This window comes from Candidatus Zixiibacteriota bacterium (assembly GCA_036397555.1).
Taxonomy (GTDB): Bacteria; Zixibacteria; MSB-5A5; order WJJR01; family WJJR01; genus DATKYL01.
Genome location: DASWIS010000001.1, coordinates 33,657 through 51,955 on the forward strand (window position 1 = coordinate 33,657; position 18,299 = coordinate 51,955).

Annotated in this window: 18 protein-coding genes and 1 tRNA gene; 2 read left to right on the forward strand and 17 right to left on the reverse strand. The window is 61.1% G+C overall.

Going from position 1 to position 18,299, the window contains the following annotated elements; all coding sequences use genetic code 11:
* Positions 1–40: 40 nt before the first annotated feature.
* The 4 genes from VGB22_00170 to VGB22_00185 all read right to left on the reverse strand — a co-directional run bounded on the left by VGB22_00170 (position 41) and on the right by VGB22_00185 (position 5,862).
* A complete protein-coding gene (locus VGB22_00170; protein HEX9749693.1) occupies positions 41–1,990 on the reverse strand; it encodes a DUF3857 domain-containing protein in 1,950 nt (649 codons plus the stop codon).
* A gap of 851 nt (positions 1,991–2,841) precedes the next feature.
* Positions 2,842–4,488 carry a chaperonin GroEL gene (gene groL, locus VGB22_00175; GenBank protein ID HEX9749694.1) on the reverse strand — a complete coding sequence of 549 codons (1,647 nt, stop codon included), beginning with the start codon at positions 4,486–4,488 and terminating at the stop codon, positions 2,842–2,844.
* 51 nt (positions 4,489–4,539) lie between these two features.
* Positions 4,540–4,836 (reverse strand): co-chaperone GroES, encoded by a 297-nt coding sequence (groES, locus tag VGB22_00180; protein HEX9749695.1) that lies wholly within the window; start codon positions 4,834–4,836, stop codon positions 4,540–4,542.
* A gap of 249 nt (positions 4,837–5,085) precedes the next feature.
* On the reverse strand, positions 5,086–5,862 hold the full coding sequence (locus VGB22_00185) for a type III pantothenate kinase (GenBank protein ID HEX9749696.1): 777 nt from the start codon (positions 5,860–5,862) through the stop codon (positions 5,086–5,088).
* Between the two features lie 138 nt (positions 5,863–6,000).
* Here VGB22_00185 and VGB22_00190 point away from each other — a divergent pair, with 138 nt between their 5' ends.
* Positions 6,001–6,252 (forward strand): hypothetical protein, encoded by a 252-nt coding sequence (locus VGB22_00190; GenBank protein ID HEX9749697.1) that lies wholly within the window; start codon positions 6,001–6,003, stop codon positions 6,250–6,252.
* 52 nt (positions 6,253–6,304) lie between these two features.
* Positions 6,305–6,715 (forward strand): hypothetical protein, encoded by a 411-nt coding sequence (locus VGB22_00195; protein HEX9749698.1) that lies wholly within the window; start codon positions 6,305–6,307, stop codon positions 6,713–6,715.
* A 24-nt stretch (positions 6,716–6,739) separates the two neighbouring features.
* Here the strand turns inward: VGB22_00195 and VGB22_00200 are convergent, their stop codons facing one another.
* The 13 genes from VGB22_00200 to VGB22_00260 form a co-directional block, all read right to left on the reverse strand.
* Positions 6,740–7,468: a sulfite exporter TauE/SafE family protein gene (locus VGB22_00200; GenBank protein HEX9749699.1), complete on the reverse strand. Its 729-nt coding sequence runs from the start codon at positions 7,466–7,468 to the stop codon at positions 6,740–6,742.
* On the reverse strand, positions 7,468–8,481 hold the full coding sequence (locus VGB22_00205; GenBank protein ID HEX9749700.1) for a biotin--[acetyl-CoA-carboxylase] ligase: 1,014 nt from the start codon (positions 8,479–8,481) through the stop codon (positions 7,468–7,470). Before VGB22_00205 ends, VGB22_00200 begins: the two co-directional genes overlap by 1 nt.
* Positions 8,478–9,392: a carboxylating nicotinate-nucleotide diphosphorylase gene (gene nadC / locus VGB22_00210; GenBank protein ID HEX9749701.1), complete on the reverse strand. Its 915-nt coding sequence runs from the start codon at positions 9,390–9,392 to the stop codon at positions 8,478–8,480. The genes VGB22_00205 and nadC overlap by 4 nt, the downstream gene beginning before the upstream one ends.
* Entirely contained in the window at positions 9,392–10,435 is a 1,044-nt protein-coding gene (gene tsaD, locus VGB22_00215) for a tRNA (adenosine(37)-N6)-threonylcarbamoyltransferase complex transferase subunit TsaD (protein HEX9749702.1), read from the reverse strand. Before tsaD ends, nadC begins: the two co-directional genes overlap by 1 nt.
* Positions 10,404–11,369 carry a hypothetical protein gene (locus VGB22_00220; protein HEX9749703.1) on the reverse strand — a complete coding sequence of 322 codons (966 nt, stop codon included), beginning with the start codon at positions 11,367–11,369 and terminating at the stop codon, positions 10,404–10,406. The genes tsaD and VGB22_00220 overlap by 32 nt, the downstream gene beginning before the upstream one ends.
* A gap of 5 nt (positions 11,370–11,374) precedes the next feature.
* The gene (gene lptB, locus VGB22_00225) at positions 11,375–12,136 is read right to left on the reverse strand and encodes an LPS export ABC transporter ATP-binding protein (GenBank protein ID HEX9749704.1); all 762 of its coding nucleotides are present in this window, start codon (positions 12,134–12,136) and stop codon (positions 11,375–11,377) included.
* A 69-nt stretch (positions 12,137–12,205) separates the two neighbouring features.
* The gene (locus VGB22_00230; protein ID HEX9749705.1) at positions 12,206–13,213 is read right to left on the reverse strand and encodes a radical SAM protein; all 1,008 of its coding nucleotides are present in this window, start codon (positions 13,211–13,213) and stop codon (positions 12,206–12,208) included.
* Positions 13,214–13,373: 160 nt separating this feature from the next.
* Complete coding sequence (locus tag VGB22_00235) at positions 13,374–14,093, reverse strand: 50S ribosomal protein L25 (protein HEX9749706.1); 720 nt, start codon at positions 14,091–14,093, stop codon at positions 13,374–13,376.
* Positions 14,094–14,117: 24 nt separating this feature from the next.
* On the reverse strand, positions 14,118–15,167 hold the full coding sequence (locus VGB22_00240; protein HEX9749707.1) for a ribose-phosphate pyrophosphokinase: 1,050 nt from the start codon (positions 15,165–15,167) through the stop codon (positions 14,118–14,120).
* 44 nt (positions 15,168–15,211) lie between these two features.
* Positions 15,212–15,287 (reverse strand) — tRNA-Gln (locus tag VGB22_00245).
* 51 nt (positions 15,288–15,338) lie between these two features.
* Complete coding sequence (gene spoVG, locus VGB22_00250; GenBank protein ID HEX9749708.1) at positions 15,339–15,665, reverse strand: septation regulator SpoVG; 327 nt, start codon at positions 15,663–15,665, stop codon at positions 15,339–15,341.
* A gap of 33 nt (positions 15,666–15,698) precedes the next feature.
* A complete protein-coding gene (ispE, locus tag VGB22_00255) occupies positions 15,699–16,700 on the reverse strand; it encodes a 4-(cytidine 5'-diphospho)-2-C-methyl-D-erythritol kinase (GenBank protein ID HEX9749709.1) in 1,002 nt (333 codons plus the stop codon).
* Positions 16,597–18,153 (reverse strand): capsule assembly Wzi family protein, encoded by a 1,557-nt coding sequence (locus VGB22_00260; protein ID HEX9749710.1) that lies wholly within the window; start codon positions 18,151–18,153, stop codon positions 16,597–16,599. The genes ispE and VGB22_00260 overlap by 104 nt, the downstream gene beginning before the upstream one ends.
* Between the last annotated feature and the right edge of the window lie 146 nt (positions 18,154–18,299).

Below are 18,299 nucleotides of genomic sequence, written 5' to 3' on the forward strand. Positions count from 1 at the left end.
ACGGGTGAATCGTATCGGTGATGGGGCGGCGGTCGTGTGCCTATTCGGCCGATAAGACCATGATGCGATGCTGCGCGAGACTGACCGTGTTAAACATGCTGCGCAAGTCCGGGAACTGCCTGGCGCCGAAGTCACGCCGTTCGACGCGCCAGAACCGCCGCGCGGTAATCGAGTCGCCATCGACGCCGATCGAGGAGCGGAAAACAAACCCATCGCCGATCAGATCGTGCGGCGGTGGTGGCGTGTTGAGACGAAAACCATCGGGGACATGCCAGACCATCCGGCATTCCTCAGTCCACGCCGATTCGAAGGAGATCGGGTAGTGCCGGGCTGATGTCATCAGCGGATTTTCGCCGAGTGCACGGATGGTGCCGGGGAAGATCGTCAATCGGTCCGCGTCGACCGTGGCGGCTCCCGTCCAGTCGAATTCGACCCGCATCAGGATCGGTGCCCAGCCGTGCTTGCCGCTCCGAGTGATTTCAATCGCGGTCGGCGCGATGTCGGGCAGCCATTCACGGCGCAGGTATCCGACCGTGTCGTGGTCGGCGAGCGCGCACAGCAGTTCAAAGGCGGCTTGGCCGCCGAGCGTCAACTCGAGCGTCCCGTGCGCCGATCCGTCCGCCCGCAGAGTGACCGAGCCGTCGGCGATGCGGGAATTGTCGACCGGCGGGGCCGGAAGGTCGATTAAAACCTTTCGATGCGACGGGTACCCGATGACCACTCCGGCATCCACTTGATCATCGGGGGGGAGATATCCCAGCCAGGCATTGGGAACGTTGGTCTCACAGAAGATCTGCTCGCCGTCGTGTTCAATGCAGACAATGGCGTGGTCGAATTGTTCGAGACGGTGGTCGCGCTGGTCGAACCGCAGGTGGCTGCGACGCGAGATCAATACCGGCCAGGCGTCGATGTCATGGTACCGCAATAGCGAGATAAACAGCAGGTTCTTCTCGAGCGCGTTGCCGCGACGGTCGGACAAGACGCGAGCGGCATCCCGCAGGCCGCCGTTGTAGACCGAGATGGCCGCACCGGAGACAGCGACCGAATCACGCACAAATTCGTAGATACGTTCGATCAACTCCCGGCTTGACAACAGGGGCGCGACCTTGTCCCAGCGGGGCCAATTGTGGTTGGGCTCCAGGACGCGGCTGTACGCGCGCTTGACCTGATCGGCCAGATCATTCCAGGAGTCGACAAACTCCATCACCTTGGAGCCGTCGTTGAAGCGGACGACCTGGAAATCCAGCAGCGTTCGATGGTTGAGAATCGAGGCGACCAACGGTTCGGTGGTCAGCGGCGCGAGATCGATTGCATGCCAACGGAACTGCCGCACGGTCCCGCTGCCGTGGACAAGCGAAATAACCTCGCTGGTGTCGGGTCCGCGCACGAACTCGCTGTTGTTGACGACCGCCGTGTACTCAAAGCCCTCCGGCAACCTCACCGCCAATTCGGAGTACTCGGTCGGAACCACATCCTGAAAGGCCCATGGACGCAGGTAGTAAAAATTGCGCGAACTGAGTTCGTAGCGGTACTCGATCACGCAACCGGGGGCGACCTCGGGAAAGGCGAAGACCAAGGCGCGCCAGTCTCCGGTTTCCTCGGTGATGAAGACGCGGCTGGCGACATCGACGACCCGGCCGTCCCGAGTCACCGTGTGGGCTTCGACCTTCTCGATTTTCTCGGATTTATGGTACGGAATCTTGATGTTGGCCAAAAATGACGCGTCGTGCCGGAAAATTTGAACCCGCCGGTGCCGCTGGAACGTAAACTTTAGACCGGGGCCCACAGTTATCTGACCCCGATCGAAACTGACCGAGGCGCCCGCCGTCGGATCGTCGCCGAGGCGGGTGCGGCTGTACTCCGTGGGTGTCTGTTGTCCCCAAGGTGCGCGGCCCGCGTCCTGAGCAACAACGGGGACCGCCGTACCCAGCAGGAAGGCCGTTGCCCAAGCCCCAAGGGACAACGCCTTATGGCGTGTTGTCAACTGCATGGCCTGACTGAACCACCATGCCCGGGCCACGCATGGCACGCGAGAGCCCGATCTTCACCTTATCGTTTGCGGCAGGAAGTGGGGCATCCCACCGCCGGAGAGCGCTGCGGGGCGCCTGTAAGCGTCCAGCATAAAGATAAAGTGAGGTCTTCGGGGGTCACAAGCGGAATTTGGGGGGTGTTAAGGGGCGGATCGGACATTTCTCAGCCCTGGACTTACCCTGAGCTTGCTATTTCCCTTGAGTTGGCGGCGTGTGATATCCGGTAGGGCGGGTTTAATCCGCAGGGTTTGCGCAAATCGGAGTGTTCGTCGGGGTGTGGTGGCGTGTCGGCGGGGCATGCCCGCCCTGAGTTGGTTCGCTTGACCGATCACAAACAAAACCCCCCCGCGTCCATCGACGCGGGGGTTCTGTTTTTGCGGACTGCGAACCATCGTCGCGATTAGCCGCCGATCTTCTTGACCGTGCGGGCCTTTGCGCTCTGCGTGGTCTTGCTTGGTGCGACCGGTTTGGTCTTCGGCTTGCCGGTCGGACGCTTGGTCGTGGTCTTCTTTGCTTTCATCGGGCATTCACCTCCCCATCCAGGAAGCGTGGTTGGCACACAATGTCCGTGTGTGCGCGGTTCGTCTACGCTCACCGCGAGCGGAGTTGATCGAGCTTGATACGCAGATGTGTCAGTTTTCGATACGGAAATCGTGCGCCGCAGCTGCGGATCGAGAATGATTTCGGCTCCTGCAACCAGTCTGTCGATCTGATGTCGGATCAAACGACTCACGTGAACGTACTCTAACGACAAAAATCCCCGCGCCATTGCTGGCGCGGGGATTGTCTTCGATATGGCTTTCCGGTCGGCTTAGAAGTCGTCGTAGCCGCCGCCCATGCCGCCCGGCATTCCGCCTCCGGGCATGCCGCCCTTGTCTCTCTTATCGGGCTTGTCGGTGATCATCACTTCGGTGGTCAGCAGCAACCCGGCAATCGACGCCGCATTCTCCAATGCGCTGCGCACGACCTTGGTCGGGTCGATGACGCCCGCCTTCATGAGGTCCTCATATGTGTCGGTTTGGGCATTGTAGCCGAAGTTGCCCTTCTCCGCCTTGACGCGGTTGATCACGATCGAGCCCTCGGCACCGGCGTTCTCGGAGATCAGCCGGATCGGTGCTTCCAGCGACTTGCGGATGATGTTGACGCCGATGCTTTCATCCTCGCCGCCGCCATTGACACCTTCCAAAGCCCCCAGGCAGCGCAAATAGGCGACACCGCCGCCCGGAACTATTCCTTCCTCGGCCGCCGCGCGGGTGGCATGGAGCGCATCCTCGACGCGCGCCTTCTTCTCTTTCATCTCCACTTCGGTGGCCGCGCCGACATTGATGACCGCGACACCGCCGGAGAGCTTTGCCAGACGCTCCTGCAGCTTCTCTTTGTCGTAATCGGAGGTGGTCTCTTCGATCTGCTTTTTGATCTGGTTGATGCGGCCCTTGATCTTGTCATCGGCGCCCGCGCCCTTGACCACGGTCGTATTGTCCTTGTCGATCGACACACGCGCCGCTTTGCCGAGGTGCGAGAGGACCGTGTTCTCCAGCTTGAAGCCCAGTTCCTCGGAAACCACCTGACCGCCGGTGAGAATGGCGATGTCTTCGAGCATGGCCTTGCGCCGGTCGCCAAAGCCGGGGGCCTTGACCGCGCAGACCTTCAGCGTGCCGCGCAGCTTGTTGACCACCAACGTGGCCAACGCCTCGCCCTCGACATCCTCGGCAATCACCAACAGGGGGCGGCCCAACTGGGCGACTTTCTCCAACAGGGGGAGCAGGTCTTTCATCGTTGAGATCTTCTTGTCGTGGATCAGAATGACCGGCTCCTCGAGGACCGCTTCCATCGACTCGGCGTCGGTGACGAAGTACGGCGAGATATAGCCGCGATCAAACTGCATCCCCTCGACCAACTCCAGCGTTGTGTCGGTCGATTTGGCTTCCTCGACGGTGATCACGCCGTCTTTGCCGACTTTATCCATCGCGTCGGCGATCAGATCGCCGATCTCGCGGTCGTTGTTGGCGGAGATGGTCGCGACTTGAGCGTACTCTTTCTTGGAGGGGACGTCGATCTTCAGCGCCTTGAGCTGCGCGACAACCGCGTTGACCGCCTTCTGGATGCCGCGCTGCAACGCCATTGGATTGGCGCCGGCGGTGACATTCTTCAGCCCCTCGCGGTAGATCGCCTGTGCCAGCACGGTCGCGGTGGTGGTGCCGTCACCGGCGACGTCGGAGGTCTTCGAAGCAACCTCCTTGACCATCTGCGCGCCCATGTTCTCGAAGTGGTCCTCGAGTTCGATTTCTTTGGCGACGGTCACGCCGTCTTTGGTGACCGTCGGCGCTCCGAATTTCTTGTCGATGACGACATTGCGTCCCTTCGGTCCGAGTGTGATGCGCACGGCATTGGCCAACTGGTCGACACCGCGTTTCATCTTCTCGCGGGCGGCACTGGAGTATTCCAGCATCTTTGACATGAATCATCCTCCTGTATGGTGACGGCGCTTGGCGCCGATACGTTGCGACTGTCAGTTGACGACCGCGAGAATGTCCGACTCGCGCATGATCAAAAACTCATCGTGGTTGATCGTGACTTCCGTGCCGGAGTACTTTCCGTACAGCACGCGGTCGCCCTTTTTGACTTCCAACGGGATGAGCGTGCCCTCTTCGGTCTTGCGGCCGGTGCCGATTTCGATGACTTCGCCTTCCTGCGGCTTCTCTTTGGCGGTGTCGGGGATGATGATCCCGCCCTTCTTGACTTCCTGCTCGGTCTCCAGCGGGCGGATGACCACGCGGTCGGCCAGCGGTTTGACATTGATTGCCATGTTGCGTCCTCCTGTGGTCTCGTCGTGAGACCGTGTTAGAACTGTGGGTGCGTCTGTTGTGCCCGCAGCCATTTGCGAAAATGTCAGACGGGCGCACTATTAGCACTCACCTCAAGTGAGTGCTAATAGGTTTGCTCCATTATACGCGAATCAATGGTAAAGATGCAAATTCTTTTGCAGTGCAAACGATATGGGGGCCAGCCCCAGCCCGCTGCGGCCTATCTCATGGTCAGATATAGCGTTGTGCGATCAGCCCATCGAGTTGCGAAGAATGTGCCGCAGCCCCTTGAGGGTCAAAACAGGATCGACCGATTCAATGGCCATCGATCCGGCGGCGATGGTCTCGGCCAATCCCCCAGTGGCGATGACTTTTGGTTTGCCCCCTAATTGGGCCATGATCCGTCGCACGATCTCATCGACCGAGCCGATCGCTCCAAAGAAGAGACCCGAGCGGAGCGCTTCCTCAGTCGTGGTCCCGATCACCGACGGGGGCTCCGCGATCGACACCTTGAATAGCTGCGCCGCTTTCTGGGCGAGCAGGTTTCCCGAGGTCTCGATCCCCGGAGCGATTGATCCTCCGATATAAGCGCCATCCGTTGAAATGACATCGAAGGTCGTGGCGGTGCCGAAGTCGACCACGATTCCCGCCTGCCCGTGCTCGACCCAAAACCCCTCGGCGTTAGCGATGCGGTCGGCCCCGATCTGCTCGGGACGGGGGACATCGAGACGGATCGTCAGCTTGGAGTGATGCGACACCATAATCGGCCTGCGCCCGCACAGCCGTGTCACCGCCTCTTCGATCAACGGTGTCATCATCGGCACGACCGATCCGACCACGCTGCCGGTGATCGTGTCGGGTTTGATCCCCGCATCGGCGAAAACCTGTTTGAACAGCAGCGCCGCTTCATCGAAGGTGCGTGTATGAGTCGACGCGAGACGAAACGAATAGACAAGCTCTTCGCCGGCGAAGAGACCCAAGTGGGTCGTCGTGTTGCCGACATCAATGGCGAGGGTGTGGGGCATCATCGGGGAGTCCAGTCCCGCGAATTGCTAAACGCCTTGCGCGGATTGACTTAACCAAATGACAGGTTATATTTCAAGTGGAACCTGCTTTCATGTCGCCGATAGTAGAATAGAGCCGTATAGAGGTTTGGACTGATTCCTATGGGTGAATTGCAAAAAGAACTCGAATACTTCGAATCTAAGAAGCTCGAGTTGCTCGAGCACTTTGAGCACAAGTACGTGCTGATCAAGAACACACGAATGCACGGCGCGTTTGATTCATTTCAGGCCGCCTATGAGCGCGGCATTGAGTTGTTTGGGAATGTTCCCATGCTCATCAAACGTGTAGAGCGCGACGAATCCGTATTGACATTCCCTGCCCTCACATTGGGTGTTCTTCGTGCCAACGTTTGACAAGTCATTTGGGTTCGACGGGGCAAAGGGGAGAGTGTCCTGGTCTGATGGAATGAGCATCCTCGGGCCGCTGTTGAACGTAGAGATCGGTATACCTCCGCAAGTAGCGAATGCTCTCACTAAACAGGGGGCACCTCTGCCTCAATCCGTTGTCGGAACTGCACTCTTGGATACAGGTGCCGCAGGTTGCGTAATTGATGAGGATGCCGCGCAAAAGCTAGCCCTTCAACCTGTAGGAGCTATTCGCGTCGCTGGCGTCGGCGCCCCCGAGATCCGTCCTTCTTATGCAGTCCGCTTGTATTTCCCCGAACTGATGAATAATTGGTTTGAGCCCGAGGTTGTCACTTCATCAGATCATCTCTTGGGCAAACAGGGAATCTTGGCGTTGATCGGCCGAGATTTTCTCAGACACACAGTGCTCGTCTACAATGGAAAGCTGGGCACGATCACACTTGCTTGGTAGTGTACTACTCTTTGATCGCTGATTTCACTTCAGCAGGAAGAATAACCCCAACACAATAAGCAGTCCATCCACCAGCGTGAGGAAGACGCGCGGGGTTGTGCGCTTCAGGATGCGGTGGCCGATCCAGGTGCCGAATATCATCAGCACCGCGATCGCTGCACCCAGGGGCAGCATGGATTGGTGCAGCAGGCCTAATCCGCCGTAACTGAGCGTCTTGGCTATATGCATGGCAAAAGCGCCGAAGGCGATGGTAGCGACAAACGCCTCCTTGGTTAGTCCTGTTGCCAGAAAAAACGGCACCGCCGCCGGGCCGATGGCCCCCCAGATCGCCGAAAAGAAGCCGACAATCGCGCCCAGCGGGATGAAGATCCAATGCTGTGACGGTCGCACCTGCATCTGCTCGAAGCGCCGCAGAAAAACTGAGGCAATGAGGAAAACGCCGATACTGCGTGTGAGCAATCCTGTCGGTAGACGAACAAAGATGAGCGCGCCCAGGATCGCTCCGGGTATGGCGCCGAGGCAATACTTGAAGGTCAGCGGCCACTTGACGTGTTTGAACAGCAGCAGCACGCGCGAGAGATTTGAGAAGATCAGTCCCAGCGTGATGAGCGGCACCGCCGTGCGCGGCCCGACGATGGCAACCACGATTGGCAGATAGAGAATCCCGCCGCCGAAACCGCAGATCGCCGAAATGATCCCGGCGACACAGGCGCCGGACAGAAGCAAGGGCAGCTCAAACGCCGAGACATCCATCAGGTTCGGAGCGTCGCTTCGCCGGAGAAGACAACAGTGTCCTGCTGACCGTTCCGCACGATCAACGCGCCATTGTCATCAAGATCGACCGCCGTGCCCGTGATCGTGTGATGGCCCTGTTTGATAGCCACTTCTTGACCCAAGAGGACAGAGCGGCGTTTGTATTCGGCGAGGAACGGTGTGATGCCATCCGAGCGAAATCGTATATACAGCGCGTCAAAGTGTTCCAAAAAGGCGCGGTAGAGTGCCATGCGGTCGACCGGCCTGCCCTGCGCCATGGCCAGCGAGATGGCCCGAGCACGGAACTCGTCGGGAAAGTCTTCGGCCGTGTGCGACACGTTGATGCCGGTCCCGCAGACCGCATATTCGACCAGATCGTTTTCCGTCGAAGGTTTTCTCTTGAGGGCGGACACTTCAGTCAGCACACCAAGAACCTTCTTCCCGTCGATCAGTCCGTCATTGGGCCACTTCAGTCCCACCGTGAGGTTCAATTCCTGCTCGACGGTTTGGGCGAATGCCAATGCCGCCAGCAGCGAGAGCCCCGACGCGCGCTGCAATAGTCCCGACGGGCGCAGGATTATCGACGACCAGATGCCCAATCCGGAGGCGGAAAACCATTGGCGCCCCAGGCGTCCCTTGCCGCCGGTCTGTTCTTCGGCGACGACAATCGTTCCTTCGGGCGCTCCGCTGTCGGCCAGTTCGACGGCGCGGGTGTTGGTCGAACGGACCTTCGCATAACAGTGCAGTCCTTTGGCGAAGATTTTCGTCCGCAAACCGGCGAGAATCTCTGTGTCGATCATGCGGTCGGGACGCGCAATCAGTCGCAGTGCGCCATCGGCATCGGGGGCAATGACGTAGCCGTGCCCGGCGAGTTCGTGCAATGCGGCGGACAGGACGTCCGCATCGGCGCCGAGAATCTCCACGAGCTGCAGCGTGGTCAGCGGCCGTGCGTGCAGTGATTCGATAACGCCGATTTGCAAACGTGCCGTCGGCGCGATCTCCGAATTGTTCAAGCCGAACGTCCCCTTTTGAGGGCGATCCACTCCAGCGAAAAGTCGACTGCGGGCGCGGAGTGGGTGATCGCGCCGACCGAAATGAAATCGACCCCGGTACGGGCCATTCGGTCGATGTTGCGTGCGGTGATGTTGCCCGATGCTTCGATGCGGACGCGCGCCTTGTGGGCTGCCTCGAAGCCACGGATCAGTCTGACCGCCTGTCGGAGGCGCTCCGGCGTGAAGTTGTCCAGCAAGAGCCAATCGACACCCGCGAGCAGAGCGATGTCGAGCTGAGCGTGTGAAGTGATCTCACAGATGACGATGCGACGGCTCTTTGCGGAGAGCACGCGCCGAATCGCTTCGGCCAATCCGCCCGCCGCCGCGATGTGGTTGTCCTTGATCATCACCGCGTCGTAGAGTCCGAGCCGGTGATTCAGCGCGCCGCCCGACCTTGCGGCGTGCTTTTCCAACAAGCGCCATCCCGGCGTCGTTTTGCGCGTGTCCAACAGGCGGGCGGTGTTGCGGGGAATCTTCGCCGCCAGCGCATGCGTCGCGGTGGCGATCCCGGACAGATGAGAGAGAAAATTGAGCGCGGTGCGTTCCCCCGTCAGAATCGCGGTGCTCGGCCCGGCCAAAGTTGCGACCGATTCTCCTCGGCGAAACCGTTCACCGTCGCGCCTGCGCCAGTTGACTGTCACGTGTCGATCGAGTTGTCGAAAAACCTCGGCGACCGCATCGCAGCCGTCGAGCACGCCCGCTCGCCGGGCGATAATCCTGGCGCCTCCCGTTTCGCGACCGAAAGCGAGGGCGGCCGTTGTTAGATCGCCCGGTCCGACATCTTCAGCCAGTGCCAATCGCACCAGCGTCCGCGTCTGTCGCCGGTACGCCTGGCGCGAGACGGAAAACAGGTGTCGATCGAGCGTTCGCATCACATGTCCTCGGCCAGCGGCAATGGCTCTCCGAGTTCCCATCCCGGCACGGCATCGACACGTTCCGGTGGAATCGGGGCATCGTTGAGGCGATACCGCCCGACGGCGGCAATCATGGCGGCATTATCGGCGCACAACTCGGGCGCGGGGATGACGGCATTGCGGCCTGTTTGATCGGCCCATCGTTGCACGATACGTCGCAAACGTCGATTGCGCGCGACACCCCCGGCCAGCCCGACCGTCTGAATGTTCAGATCGTCTGCCGCGCGCGACAGATTGTCAGACAGCGCGCCGACTACCGCGGCCTCGAACGAAGCGATCCAATCCGTACGGTCGACGGGAGGAAGCCGCCCTTCCGATCGAGCAGCCCAATCCAGTGCGGCGGCGGTTTTCACCCCCGAAAAAGAGAAGTTATACTCCGGGTCATCGAATCGCGCACGGGGAAACCGGACGGCGACGGGATTGCCATCGTACCCTTCGCGGTCCAACAGCGGGCCGGCGGGGTAGTCGTATCCCAGAAGTTTGCCGACTTTGTCGAGGGCTTCACCGGCGGCGTCATCGACTGTACGGCCGATGCACTGAAACTGCCCTGGTGCGTGAACCGTGACGAGCATCGTATGCCCGCCGGAGGCAATGAGAACAAGATGCGGACAGACGATGTCCGCCTGGGTCATTGCGGGCGTATGCGCGTGACCTTCGAGATGATTGACCGCCATGAGCGGGATAGCGCGTACGCGCGCCGCCGCACGCGCGAACGCAACGCCCACCAACAAACACCCCACCAAACCCGGCCCGGCGGTGACGGCGATACCGGCCAGATCGTCCCAGTTTCGCCCCGATTCCTTCAGCGCGCGCGCGACCACCCCCGGCAGACGGCCCGCGTGCTCGCGCGCCGCCAATTCGGGCACGACACCGCCGTACGCGGCGTGGAGCGTCTGCGAGTAGATGACGTTGGATTCGGTCGCCCCGTCGGGTCCGATCACCGCGGCGGCGGTCTCATCGCAGGATGTTTCAATTCCGAGGACTGGTCCCGGTGGCGCCATGACGTTGCACGGTAACGGAATCGGGCGTGACTTCCAAGACCTCGAAGGGCGCGGAAACATTGACCCATAGCGCCCCGCGTGTCCCGCTGGTATCGCCGCGTCCGGCGGCATAGAAGACCCGCACCGAATCGGCGCGCAGTTGCGACATGTACGAATCGGGGCCGCCGATCGAGACGGCGACCCATGCGGGAGTTACGCTCAGTGCCGTATCACGAACCCCGACAACCGCGACCGGGAGCGAGTCGAACTGCCGCATGACAAATGGCTCGATGCGCCGTGTCGCCTCCACCGAGTCGGGCTCGACGGTCACATTGTACACCGGGAGCGGAGCAACCGCGATGCGTTCATCGATATTGCGAACCCAGACCGCGCTGCCGATCACCGTGAGAGCGACCGAGTCGATCTGCGCCAGTTGCGACCGTGGCCCGTGCAGGCGCACGGTGTCGGGGGTCAATGTCAGCGGGCCGACCGGGATGAACTGTTCGGCGGCGGCGAAACGCTCTGTCGTGTAGACACCGACGGTCTTGCTGCCGACCGAGTCGATCAGCAACGCCCATTCGCCGCGCTGGAGGATGTCGACGACCTCGATGTCTTCGATGCCGAACCGCGGCATGCCTTCGTGCCCCAGCGTGATCGGGTACTCGCCGACCGTCGCCTCAGACATCGAAATCGGCCACGTGCGGTCGCCGCGCCACCAGAGGGCGAACAGACGCTTGCCGTTGCCGCGAACCCGTGCGCCGATGGTCGAGGGCGGGGGCTGCGCGATCGCCAGCGACTCGGGCATCTCGACGTAGTCGAGACGGAAATCGAGCGTGATTTCGTAATCGCGATTGGTGACCGCATGAAACCAGAGCAAAAGCGCCAGTACGACGGCGACAATCTTCAGGCCGAGATTGCGGAGCGCGGTACTGGGCTGGTTGAGTGCCTTTGCCATGGCGGTCAGTCGAGGCGAAACTTCTCGCCCAGGTAGATCTTCCGCGCCTCCGGATCATCGGCCAGGAACTGGGCGGTGCCCTCCTTGAGGATTTCGCCGTCGCACATGATGTACGCGCGGTCGGTGATCGCCAGCGTCTCGCGCACATTGTGGTCGGTAATCAGGATTCCCAGCCCCTTTTCGCGGAGGCGGGCCACGATGCTCTGGATGTCCTCGACGGCGATCGGGTCGATACCGGCGAACGGCTCATCCAGCAACATGAAGCGGGGTCGCAGGGCCAATGCGCGCGCAATCTCGACGCGCCGCCGTTCTCCTCCGGAGAGTTGATACCCCTGGGAACGCGCGACCGCCGCGATGTTCAACTCTTCGAGCAATTCCTCCTGGCGCTGTTTGCGTTCGCTGCGCGACAGGCGCTGCGTTTCCAGCACAACGCGGATGTTGTCGGCGACACTCATCTTGCGAAAGACCGACGGCTCCTGCGGCAAATACCCGATTCCGAGCCGCGCGCGCTTGTACATCGGCAGCCGCGTAATCGTCCGTGTGCCGAGGCAGACCTCTCCCGATTCGGGTTTGATGAAGCCGATGGTCATGTAGAAGGTCGTCGTCTTGCCGGCGCCATTGGGACCCAGCAGTCCGACCACCTCGCCGGTGCGAATCGTGACGGAGACGCCGTTGACCACGCGCCGCCTGCGATACGACTTCATCAGATCGACCGCACTCAACTCAATCGCGGGCTGACCGCGACCGTGATCAATGGCTTCGCTCACACGATCAAAATGGCGCCGCCGCCGCATCGGAGCAAGCGGCAAGCGCAGTCGGCGGTTGTTGCCGCTGAATCAGGCGACACCGTCGGTGACCGGCTCGCCGGAGAGAATGATGTCGGGTTCGGGTTCCTGCGACCGGAACCGGTCCAGTGACGAGGCGCGCCGGACGCATGCAATGGTGCAGCCGAGCTCGCACCCCTTGCGCTGGCGTGAGAAAACACGGGCGTGTTCGCGCGTAAAGGAGAGCAGCGGAATACCGGGCTCGCCGCGCCGCTGGCTGCAGAACGAGACTTTGCCGAATTCGTCGATGTACAGGTATCGCGCACCGGCGCGGCACTTCCAGTCGCTCTGGCCGGTACTGATCATCTCGTGCTCCCAGCCCTCGCCGAAGCTGTGCAATGGCGAGCGGCGACGGTATCCGTTGAGCTCGGTGTACAACTCCTCCAGGTCGCTTTGTTCCAACAGTCCGCGATCGAGCATGCCGTCGTGGCCGTGCAGGAGGCCGACGGTCATGAAGAACCCCAGTTCGCGCACCTCGCGCGCCAACAGCCGGGTCTCGGTGGCCGGACAGGAACCGAGCACAGCATTGATGTTCACGTCAAACCTGGCATACTGCTTCAGCAGCGGCAGCCGCTTGCGCAGCACCGTCATCGACTTTTGGGAGGTGTCGTTGGGGGCGAGATTGTCGACGGAGATCTGCAGGAGTTTGAGCCCGGCGTCGTTGAGCCGTTCGATCCACTCCTGCGTTAAGAGAAAGCCATTGGAAATCGACGTACAGACCATGTCCCGCGCGACCACATGCCGGATGACAGTGTCCAATTCCGGATGTAGCAACGTTTCGCCGCCGGTGAGGGTGATGACCGTCGTGCCCAGGTCGGCCAGGTGATCGATGTATCGCGTGAGCGTTTCGGTCGAGACCGGGGCGGAGTGTTCGTCGTACTCGTTGCAGTAACCGCAACTGAGGTTGCAGCGGCGCGTCACCACCACCTGTGCCAAGACCGGGACATACGGGTTGACGAGCGCACGCAGGCCCCGCCCGACCATGCGGGGGCTGAATGTCTGGTGTCCGAGGAGGGGCATGGGTCTGGGCAAACTGCTGGGAACTGGTGCCTTGGGCATTAAAGTGCCGAACGGGCGACTGGTCAAGCGAAGGAGTTGTGCTTGTCACAAACAAAAACGGGACACACCGCAGTATGTCCCGTGGCATTTTCTTGTCCCGGAGAAATCAAAGTCCGGAGTCCTACTTCTCTTTCTTTTCTTTCTTCTCTTTCTCCTTCTTGCCCTCGGGCTCTTCTTCTTCGCCCTCTTCCATCTTGCGCTCGGTCAGGACTTCGGGAGCGCCGGCAGCCGATTCGGCGGCGGTCGCGGCGGCCGCTTCTTCCGGCGTCGTCTCCTTGACGACGGTCGGCGGCACGACTGAGGCCACTGTCCGCTCCTGCGGGGTGACGATCGTGACGCGCTCGGCTTTCAGGTCGCTGACGTGCATCGCCTCGTGAATGTTCAATGCCGAGACATCGACATCGAAGAAGTCGGGGATATCGACCGGCAGCGCTTCGACTTCAACATCGCGAAGCGCGTGCTGCAAAATTCCGCCGAAGTTCTTGACGCCGTCGGGAACACCGATCAAGTGCACCGGCACCGTCACGCGGAGGCGTTTGTCCGCGTGGATGTGCTGCAAATCGATGTGCAGGATGTCTTCGGTGATGGGATCATGCTGTACCTCTTTGATCAGGGCCAGTTCGGCGCCGTCGCCACCTTCGACTGTCAGATCGACGAGCGAATGTTCCGATGAGGCCTTCTTCAAAAGCAGGGTAATCTCCCGCGCGGGTATGGTGAGCGTCATCGGATCGGTTTTCTCGCCGTAGAGGATGCCGGGTACCGATCCCGTCGCGCGCAGCTTGCGCGCGCCTCCTTTACCGGAGGCGGTGCGGGGACGCGCTGATAACGGTAGTGTCTTCATGTGAATGGGCTCCTGAGTTGGACCTTACGACCGTGCTCGGGTCGGGGTGTGTGTTGGTACGGATGACCGCCGGGTTTGCGTTGGCGGGATTTCTTCGCGTTCTCTCTGTTCATCCCGGTCCGACGCCCCATTGGGTTCCGGGGGGAACAACTGCGAGACCGACTTTTCCTCTGTGATTCGGCCGATGGCCTCAGCGAACAACGCGGCCGTCGAGACGACATCGATGCTCGGGGGCAATTTCCGCGCGCTCGTGTCGATCGTATCCGCCACAACCAGCCGCTCAATCGGCGACTCCGCGATCCGCGTCAGTGCCGGACCCGACAACACCGGATGAGTGCAGCAGGCATAGACGTGCTGGACCCCATGCGCCTTCACCGCCCGGGCGCCCTCCGTCAGTGTCCCGGCGGTGTCGACCATGTCGTCACGCAGAATCACCGACTTGCCCTCGATCTGCCCGATGATGTGCAGGACTTCGGCACGATTGGGCTCCGGACGCCGTTTGTCGATAATGGCCAGACCGCAGGAGAGCGTCTTGGCAAAGGCACGGGCCATCTTGATCGACCCGACATCGGGTGAAACCACGACCGGGTCCTTGATCCCCAGCTTGAGAAAGTAGTCGTTGAACACGATCGCCGAGTAGAGGTGGTCCGACGGTATGTCGAAAAACCCCTGAATCTGCGACGCGTGCAGGTCCATTGTCAGCACGCGGTCGGCGCCAGCGGCGGTGATCAGATTGGCGACCAGCTTGGCGGTGATCGACACGCGGGGCTGGTCTTTGCGGTCGGCGCGCGCGTAGCCGTAGTACGGGATGACCGCCGTGATCCGGCGAGCCGAGGCGCGCCGCGCCGCCTCGATGAGCATCAACAATTCCATCAGGTTTTCGGCAGGCGCATTCGTCGATTGGACGATGAACAGGTCGGAGCCGCGCACATTCTCATCGATCTGCACGAAAACCTCGCCGTCGGAGAAACGCGTCACGGTGCACTTGGTCAGGGGCCGTTCCAAGTGCACAGCGATCTTCTGCGCCAACGGACGGTTTGAATTGCCCGTGATGATTTTCAACTCCAGTGGCATGCGCAAAGCTGACGGACCTCTATGGCAGAATTACAGTTACCGGTTGGCTGGGGCGCCAGGATTCGAACCTGGGAATGCGGGCTCCAAAGGCCCGTGTCTTAGCCGCTTGACGACGCCCCAGAAATACTTCTCAGGCGCCCTGGTACTGGTGGCGGGCCCGGCCGACTATGCCTAATCGTCGCCGGACGCCGAGTCTGGCTTCTCCTTTGAATCGGCCGTAGCCGCGCTGCGCGGCGAACCGGCCGACTTCAATTCGTCCTCGTAGGCGGACAACACCGCTTTCTCAAGCTTCTCGCGCATCTTATTGTTGATCGGGTGGGCGATGTCTTGATGCGTCCCGTCCGAACGTTTCCGCGAGGGCATGGACACAAAGTACCCGTTGGTGCCGTTGATGACCTTCAATCCGCGGATGACAAACTCCTCATCGAATGTAACGTTGGCGAACGCCTTGAGTTTGTCCTCGTTGCGCAGCGTGATGCGGACTTCGGTGATTTCCACGGGCCGCTCCTTGTTGCCTCGTTCGGCCCATCGTCACCCGATGATCAACGCGGAACGGGTCGCGACAGGCCGGGCCACGATCATTCTATCACCCGGTGACAGCCCCATCCCGATTGTTTCGGGATCGGGCGCAAAGTCGAAGATTCCAACGACCGTCGGCCCGCTGCCCGACACCAGCACACAACGCGCCCCCGCATGCGAAAGCTGGGAGCGCCAGCGCTGTACCACTGGGGCCCGGCCGATCACCACCTGCTCCAAGTCGTTGTGGAGACCACCGATGGCGGCGATGAAGCCGTTGCCTGCCAGCCTGGGGAGAGTATCGGTAAAGGGCCGATCACCTGTCAAGCGCAAAGCCCCGTAGACCTCGGCGGCCGACAGCCGCATCGAAGGGCAAACCAGCAGCGCCCACCAGTCGGTCGAGCACTCAACAGGTTCCAAGATTTCACCGCGCCCCCGTCCGCGGGCACACGGCGGTCCCAGAAAGAAGGGGACATCCGACCCCAATTGCGCTGCCCAGTTTGATAGCGTCCGAGCGGTTTCATTAAGTCCCAGCAGCCGGTTGCATGCCGCCAGCGTCGCGGCCGCGTCGGCCGACCCGCCCCCCAGCCCGGCGGCGATCGGGATGCGCTTGATCAAGCCGATGCGCAGGTGCGCGGTCAGGCCGCGCTCACGTTCGACAAGGCGCACCGCGCGGACGATCAGATTCGAATCGTCGCCGGTCAGATCGTGCGTGGGGAAGTCGGGGTCATCAGTCCGCCAACTCAGGGCAATCCCGCCCGAATCGGTCCCTTCAAATTCGAGATCGTCGTAACAATCAATCGCCACGAAGACCGTGTCGATCTCGTGGTAACCGTCGCTGCGTTTGCCAAGCACGCGCAGTCCCAGGTTGATTTTGGCGGGTGCACGGACATGGCAAGTTCGGGCGGGTTGATCAGATGCCAAGGGTCGCCCACCAGAGCGAGGCCAGCTTAAAGTGGACAAAGGGCCCACTGCGGCCTCTGCCCGCCATATTGCCGACATTGTCCACGGTTTCATACCCTGCCAGCAAATCGACGATGATATGCGCGCCCTGCTGTGCGTGAACTCCCAATCCGCAACTGAGCGTGCGTTCGACGGTGCCCGACGGAAAGGGCACGTCTAAGGGGACGCCGGATTGCTGGGGCGTCGTCAGGCGGTCGGCTCCACGGCGCACGTATTCGAACATCCCGACGAAGTCAAAGAGGCCGGACTGGTGCCACCGCGGTCGGATGCTGATCCGGTCGGCATCGGTTCCGAGATTCGAACCGATGCCGATGGCATTGCCGTCGAAGTCATAGTAGTGCAGATAGCGGTTCCACGGACGATTCTGCCCGTAGACAAACGTATTGATCCGCTGATACTCGGCGTTGATCAGCAGGCGGTTGTCGCACGGACGCGGCCACCAGGCCACGCCGGTCAACACGCCGAATTGATGCGGTTCCGTGACAAAGTCGATCTGAAAGTCGTCGATCATCCACTCGCCGTACAGTTCCAGGCCGGACATCGCCCGCCATGAGACCTCGATATTCCATAGTGGATTGTCGTCCTGACCCTGGTTGAGCTGCTCCCAATAGTACGGGAGCAGGGGATTGAGATAGTACCAATCCCAGTGACGGCCCGGCCCGCCGAATACGATCACTTCCGAGAGGGCGAGTTCCAGTCGCGTGTGCGGGCGCCAATTGACGCGATGTGCGGACAGGTATCGATTGACCGGACCCTCCTCATTGGTCGTCATGCCATCCAACCGCGTCGTATGGAATGCATAACTCCAGCGCCCGCCATGATAAACGACCCGCAGTCCATCAAACGGCGGCGAATGATCGGACATGAGCATCGCATCGCGGGGCGAGCGCCCCCAACGCCAGGATTCGCGTCCAAAAGAGATCGCCAAGCGCCCGAAACGCGCACTGATCACTGCCTGATCGACGATCCATGCCGTAAATTTGTTTCTCCAGTATTGGCCGCCGAATAGGGTGCCGAAGCGCCCATCCGAATCCACCCGCAGCCGGGTCCGCGCTGCCAGATGCTTCGTATCAGTGAATGCGGCCGTCACATCGAACCCGACCCGGTTTTTACCATACCCATCCTCGGTGTGGTCGGCGCGCGCTGTAGGACCGGCCCCCAGCCGCACACGTTGGGGAGATTGGATTTCCTCGTGCTCCGCGGCAGCCAGTTCTTCATGAAATTCATCTTGGAGGCGATTCCAAAGGATCGCCTCTCCCGGCGTCAATACCTCCGCGCCATCCGGTAGTTCGGCAATCGCCTCGGCAACGTCCCCGCGTGTGTACGGTCTGGTGTGCAGCAGCAACTCCCCAAAGTGTCCCAAGGTCGACAACTCGAAGACCGCATCATAAACCCAGGAATCCAGCGGTATGTCTTCCAGGCGATTACCCCCGGAATGGGCCACCGCAGGCATCCACACGACGATCGTCCAGACCAGCCAGGACGCACGGATTCTGGGCCTCTGCATGACGCGCAGAGTAGATGTCCCAAACTGCAGGGTCAACGTCAATCCGATTGTGCCTTCGGGTCGGCGGCCGGTCATCTAATCGATTGTCAGAGAACGTCTTGACTGCGGCAGTGTCTCTGCAGAGCCGGGCCGGGATGCCGATACAT

What these genes read in the sequence shown, in the direction of transcription:
- VGB22_00170 (HEX9749693.1), bottom strand. Translation starts at nt 1,990, where the DNA reads ATGCAGTTGACAACACGCCATAAGGCGTTGTCCCTTGGGGCTTGGGCA.
- groL (HEX9749694.1), bottom strand. Translation starts at nt 4,488, where the DNA reads ATGTCAAAGATGCTGGAATACTCCAGTGCCGCCCGCGAGAAGATGAAA.
- groES (HEX9749695.1), bottom strand. Translation starts at nt 4,836, where the DNA reads ATGGCAATCAATGTCAAACCGCTGGCCGACCGCGTGGTCATCCGCCCG.
- VGB22_00185 (HEX9749696.1), bottom strand. Translation starts at nt 5,862, where the DNA reads ATGATGCCCCACACCCTCGCCATTGATGTCGGCAACACGACGACCCAC.
- VGB22_00190 (HEX9749697.1), top strand. Translation starts at nt 6,001, where the DNA reads ATGGGTGAATTGCAAAAAGAACTCGAATACTTCGAATCTAAGAAGCTC.
- VGB22_00195 (HEX9749698.1), top strand. Translation starts at nt 6,305, where the DNA reads ATGAGCATCCTCGGGCCGCTGTTGAACGTAGAGATCGGTATACCTCCG.
- VGB22_00200 (HEX9749699.1), bottom strand. Translation starts at nt 7,468, where the DNA reads ATGGATGTCTCGGCGTTTGAGCTGCCCTTGCTTCTGTCCGGCGCCTGT.
- nadC (HEX9749701.1), bottom strand. Translation starts at nt 9,392, where the DNA reads ATGCGAACGCTCGATCGACACCTGTTTTCCGTCTCGCGCCAGGCGTAC.
- tsaD (HEX9749702.1), bottom strand. Translation starts at nt 10,435, where the DNA reads ATGGCGCCACCGGGACCAGTCCTCGGAATTGAAACATCCTGCGATGAG.
- VGB22_00220 (HEX9749703.1), bottom strand. Translation starts at nt 11,369, where the DNA reads ATGGCAAAGGCACTCAACCAGCCCAGTACCGCGCTCCGCAATCTCGGC.
- VGB22_00230 (HEX9749705.1), bottom strand. Translation starts at nt 13,213, where the DNA reads ATGCCCCTCCTCGGACACCAGACATTCAGCCCCCGCATGGTCGGGCGG.
- VGB22_00235 (HEX9749706.1), bottom strand. Translation starts at nt 14,093, where the DNA reads ATGAAGACACTACCGTTATCAGCGCGTCCCCGCACCGCCTCCGGTAAA.
- VGB22_00240 (HEX9749707.1), bottom strand. Translation starts at nt 15,167, where the DNA reads ATGCCACTGGAGTTGAAAATCATCACGGGCAATTCAAACCGTCCGTTG.
- ispE (HEX9749709.1), bottom strand. Translation starts at nt 16,700, where the DNA reads ATGAAACCGTGGACAATGTCGGCAATATGGCGGGCAGAGGCCGCAGTG.
- VGB22_00260 (HEX9749710.1), bottom strand. Translation starts at nt 18,153, where the DNA reads ATGCAGAGGCCCAGAATCCGTGCGTCCTGGCTGGTCTGGACGATCGTC.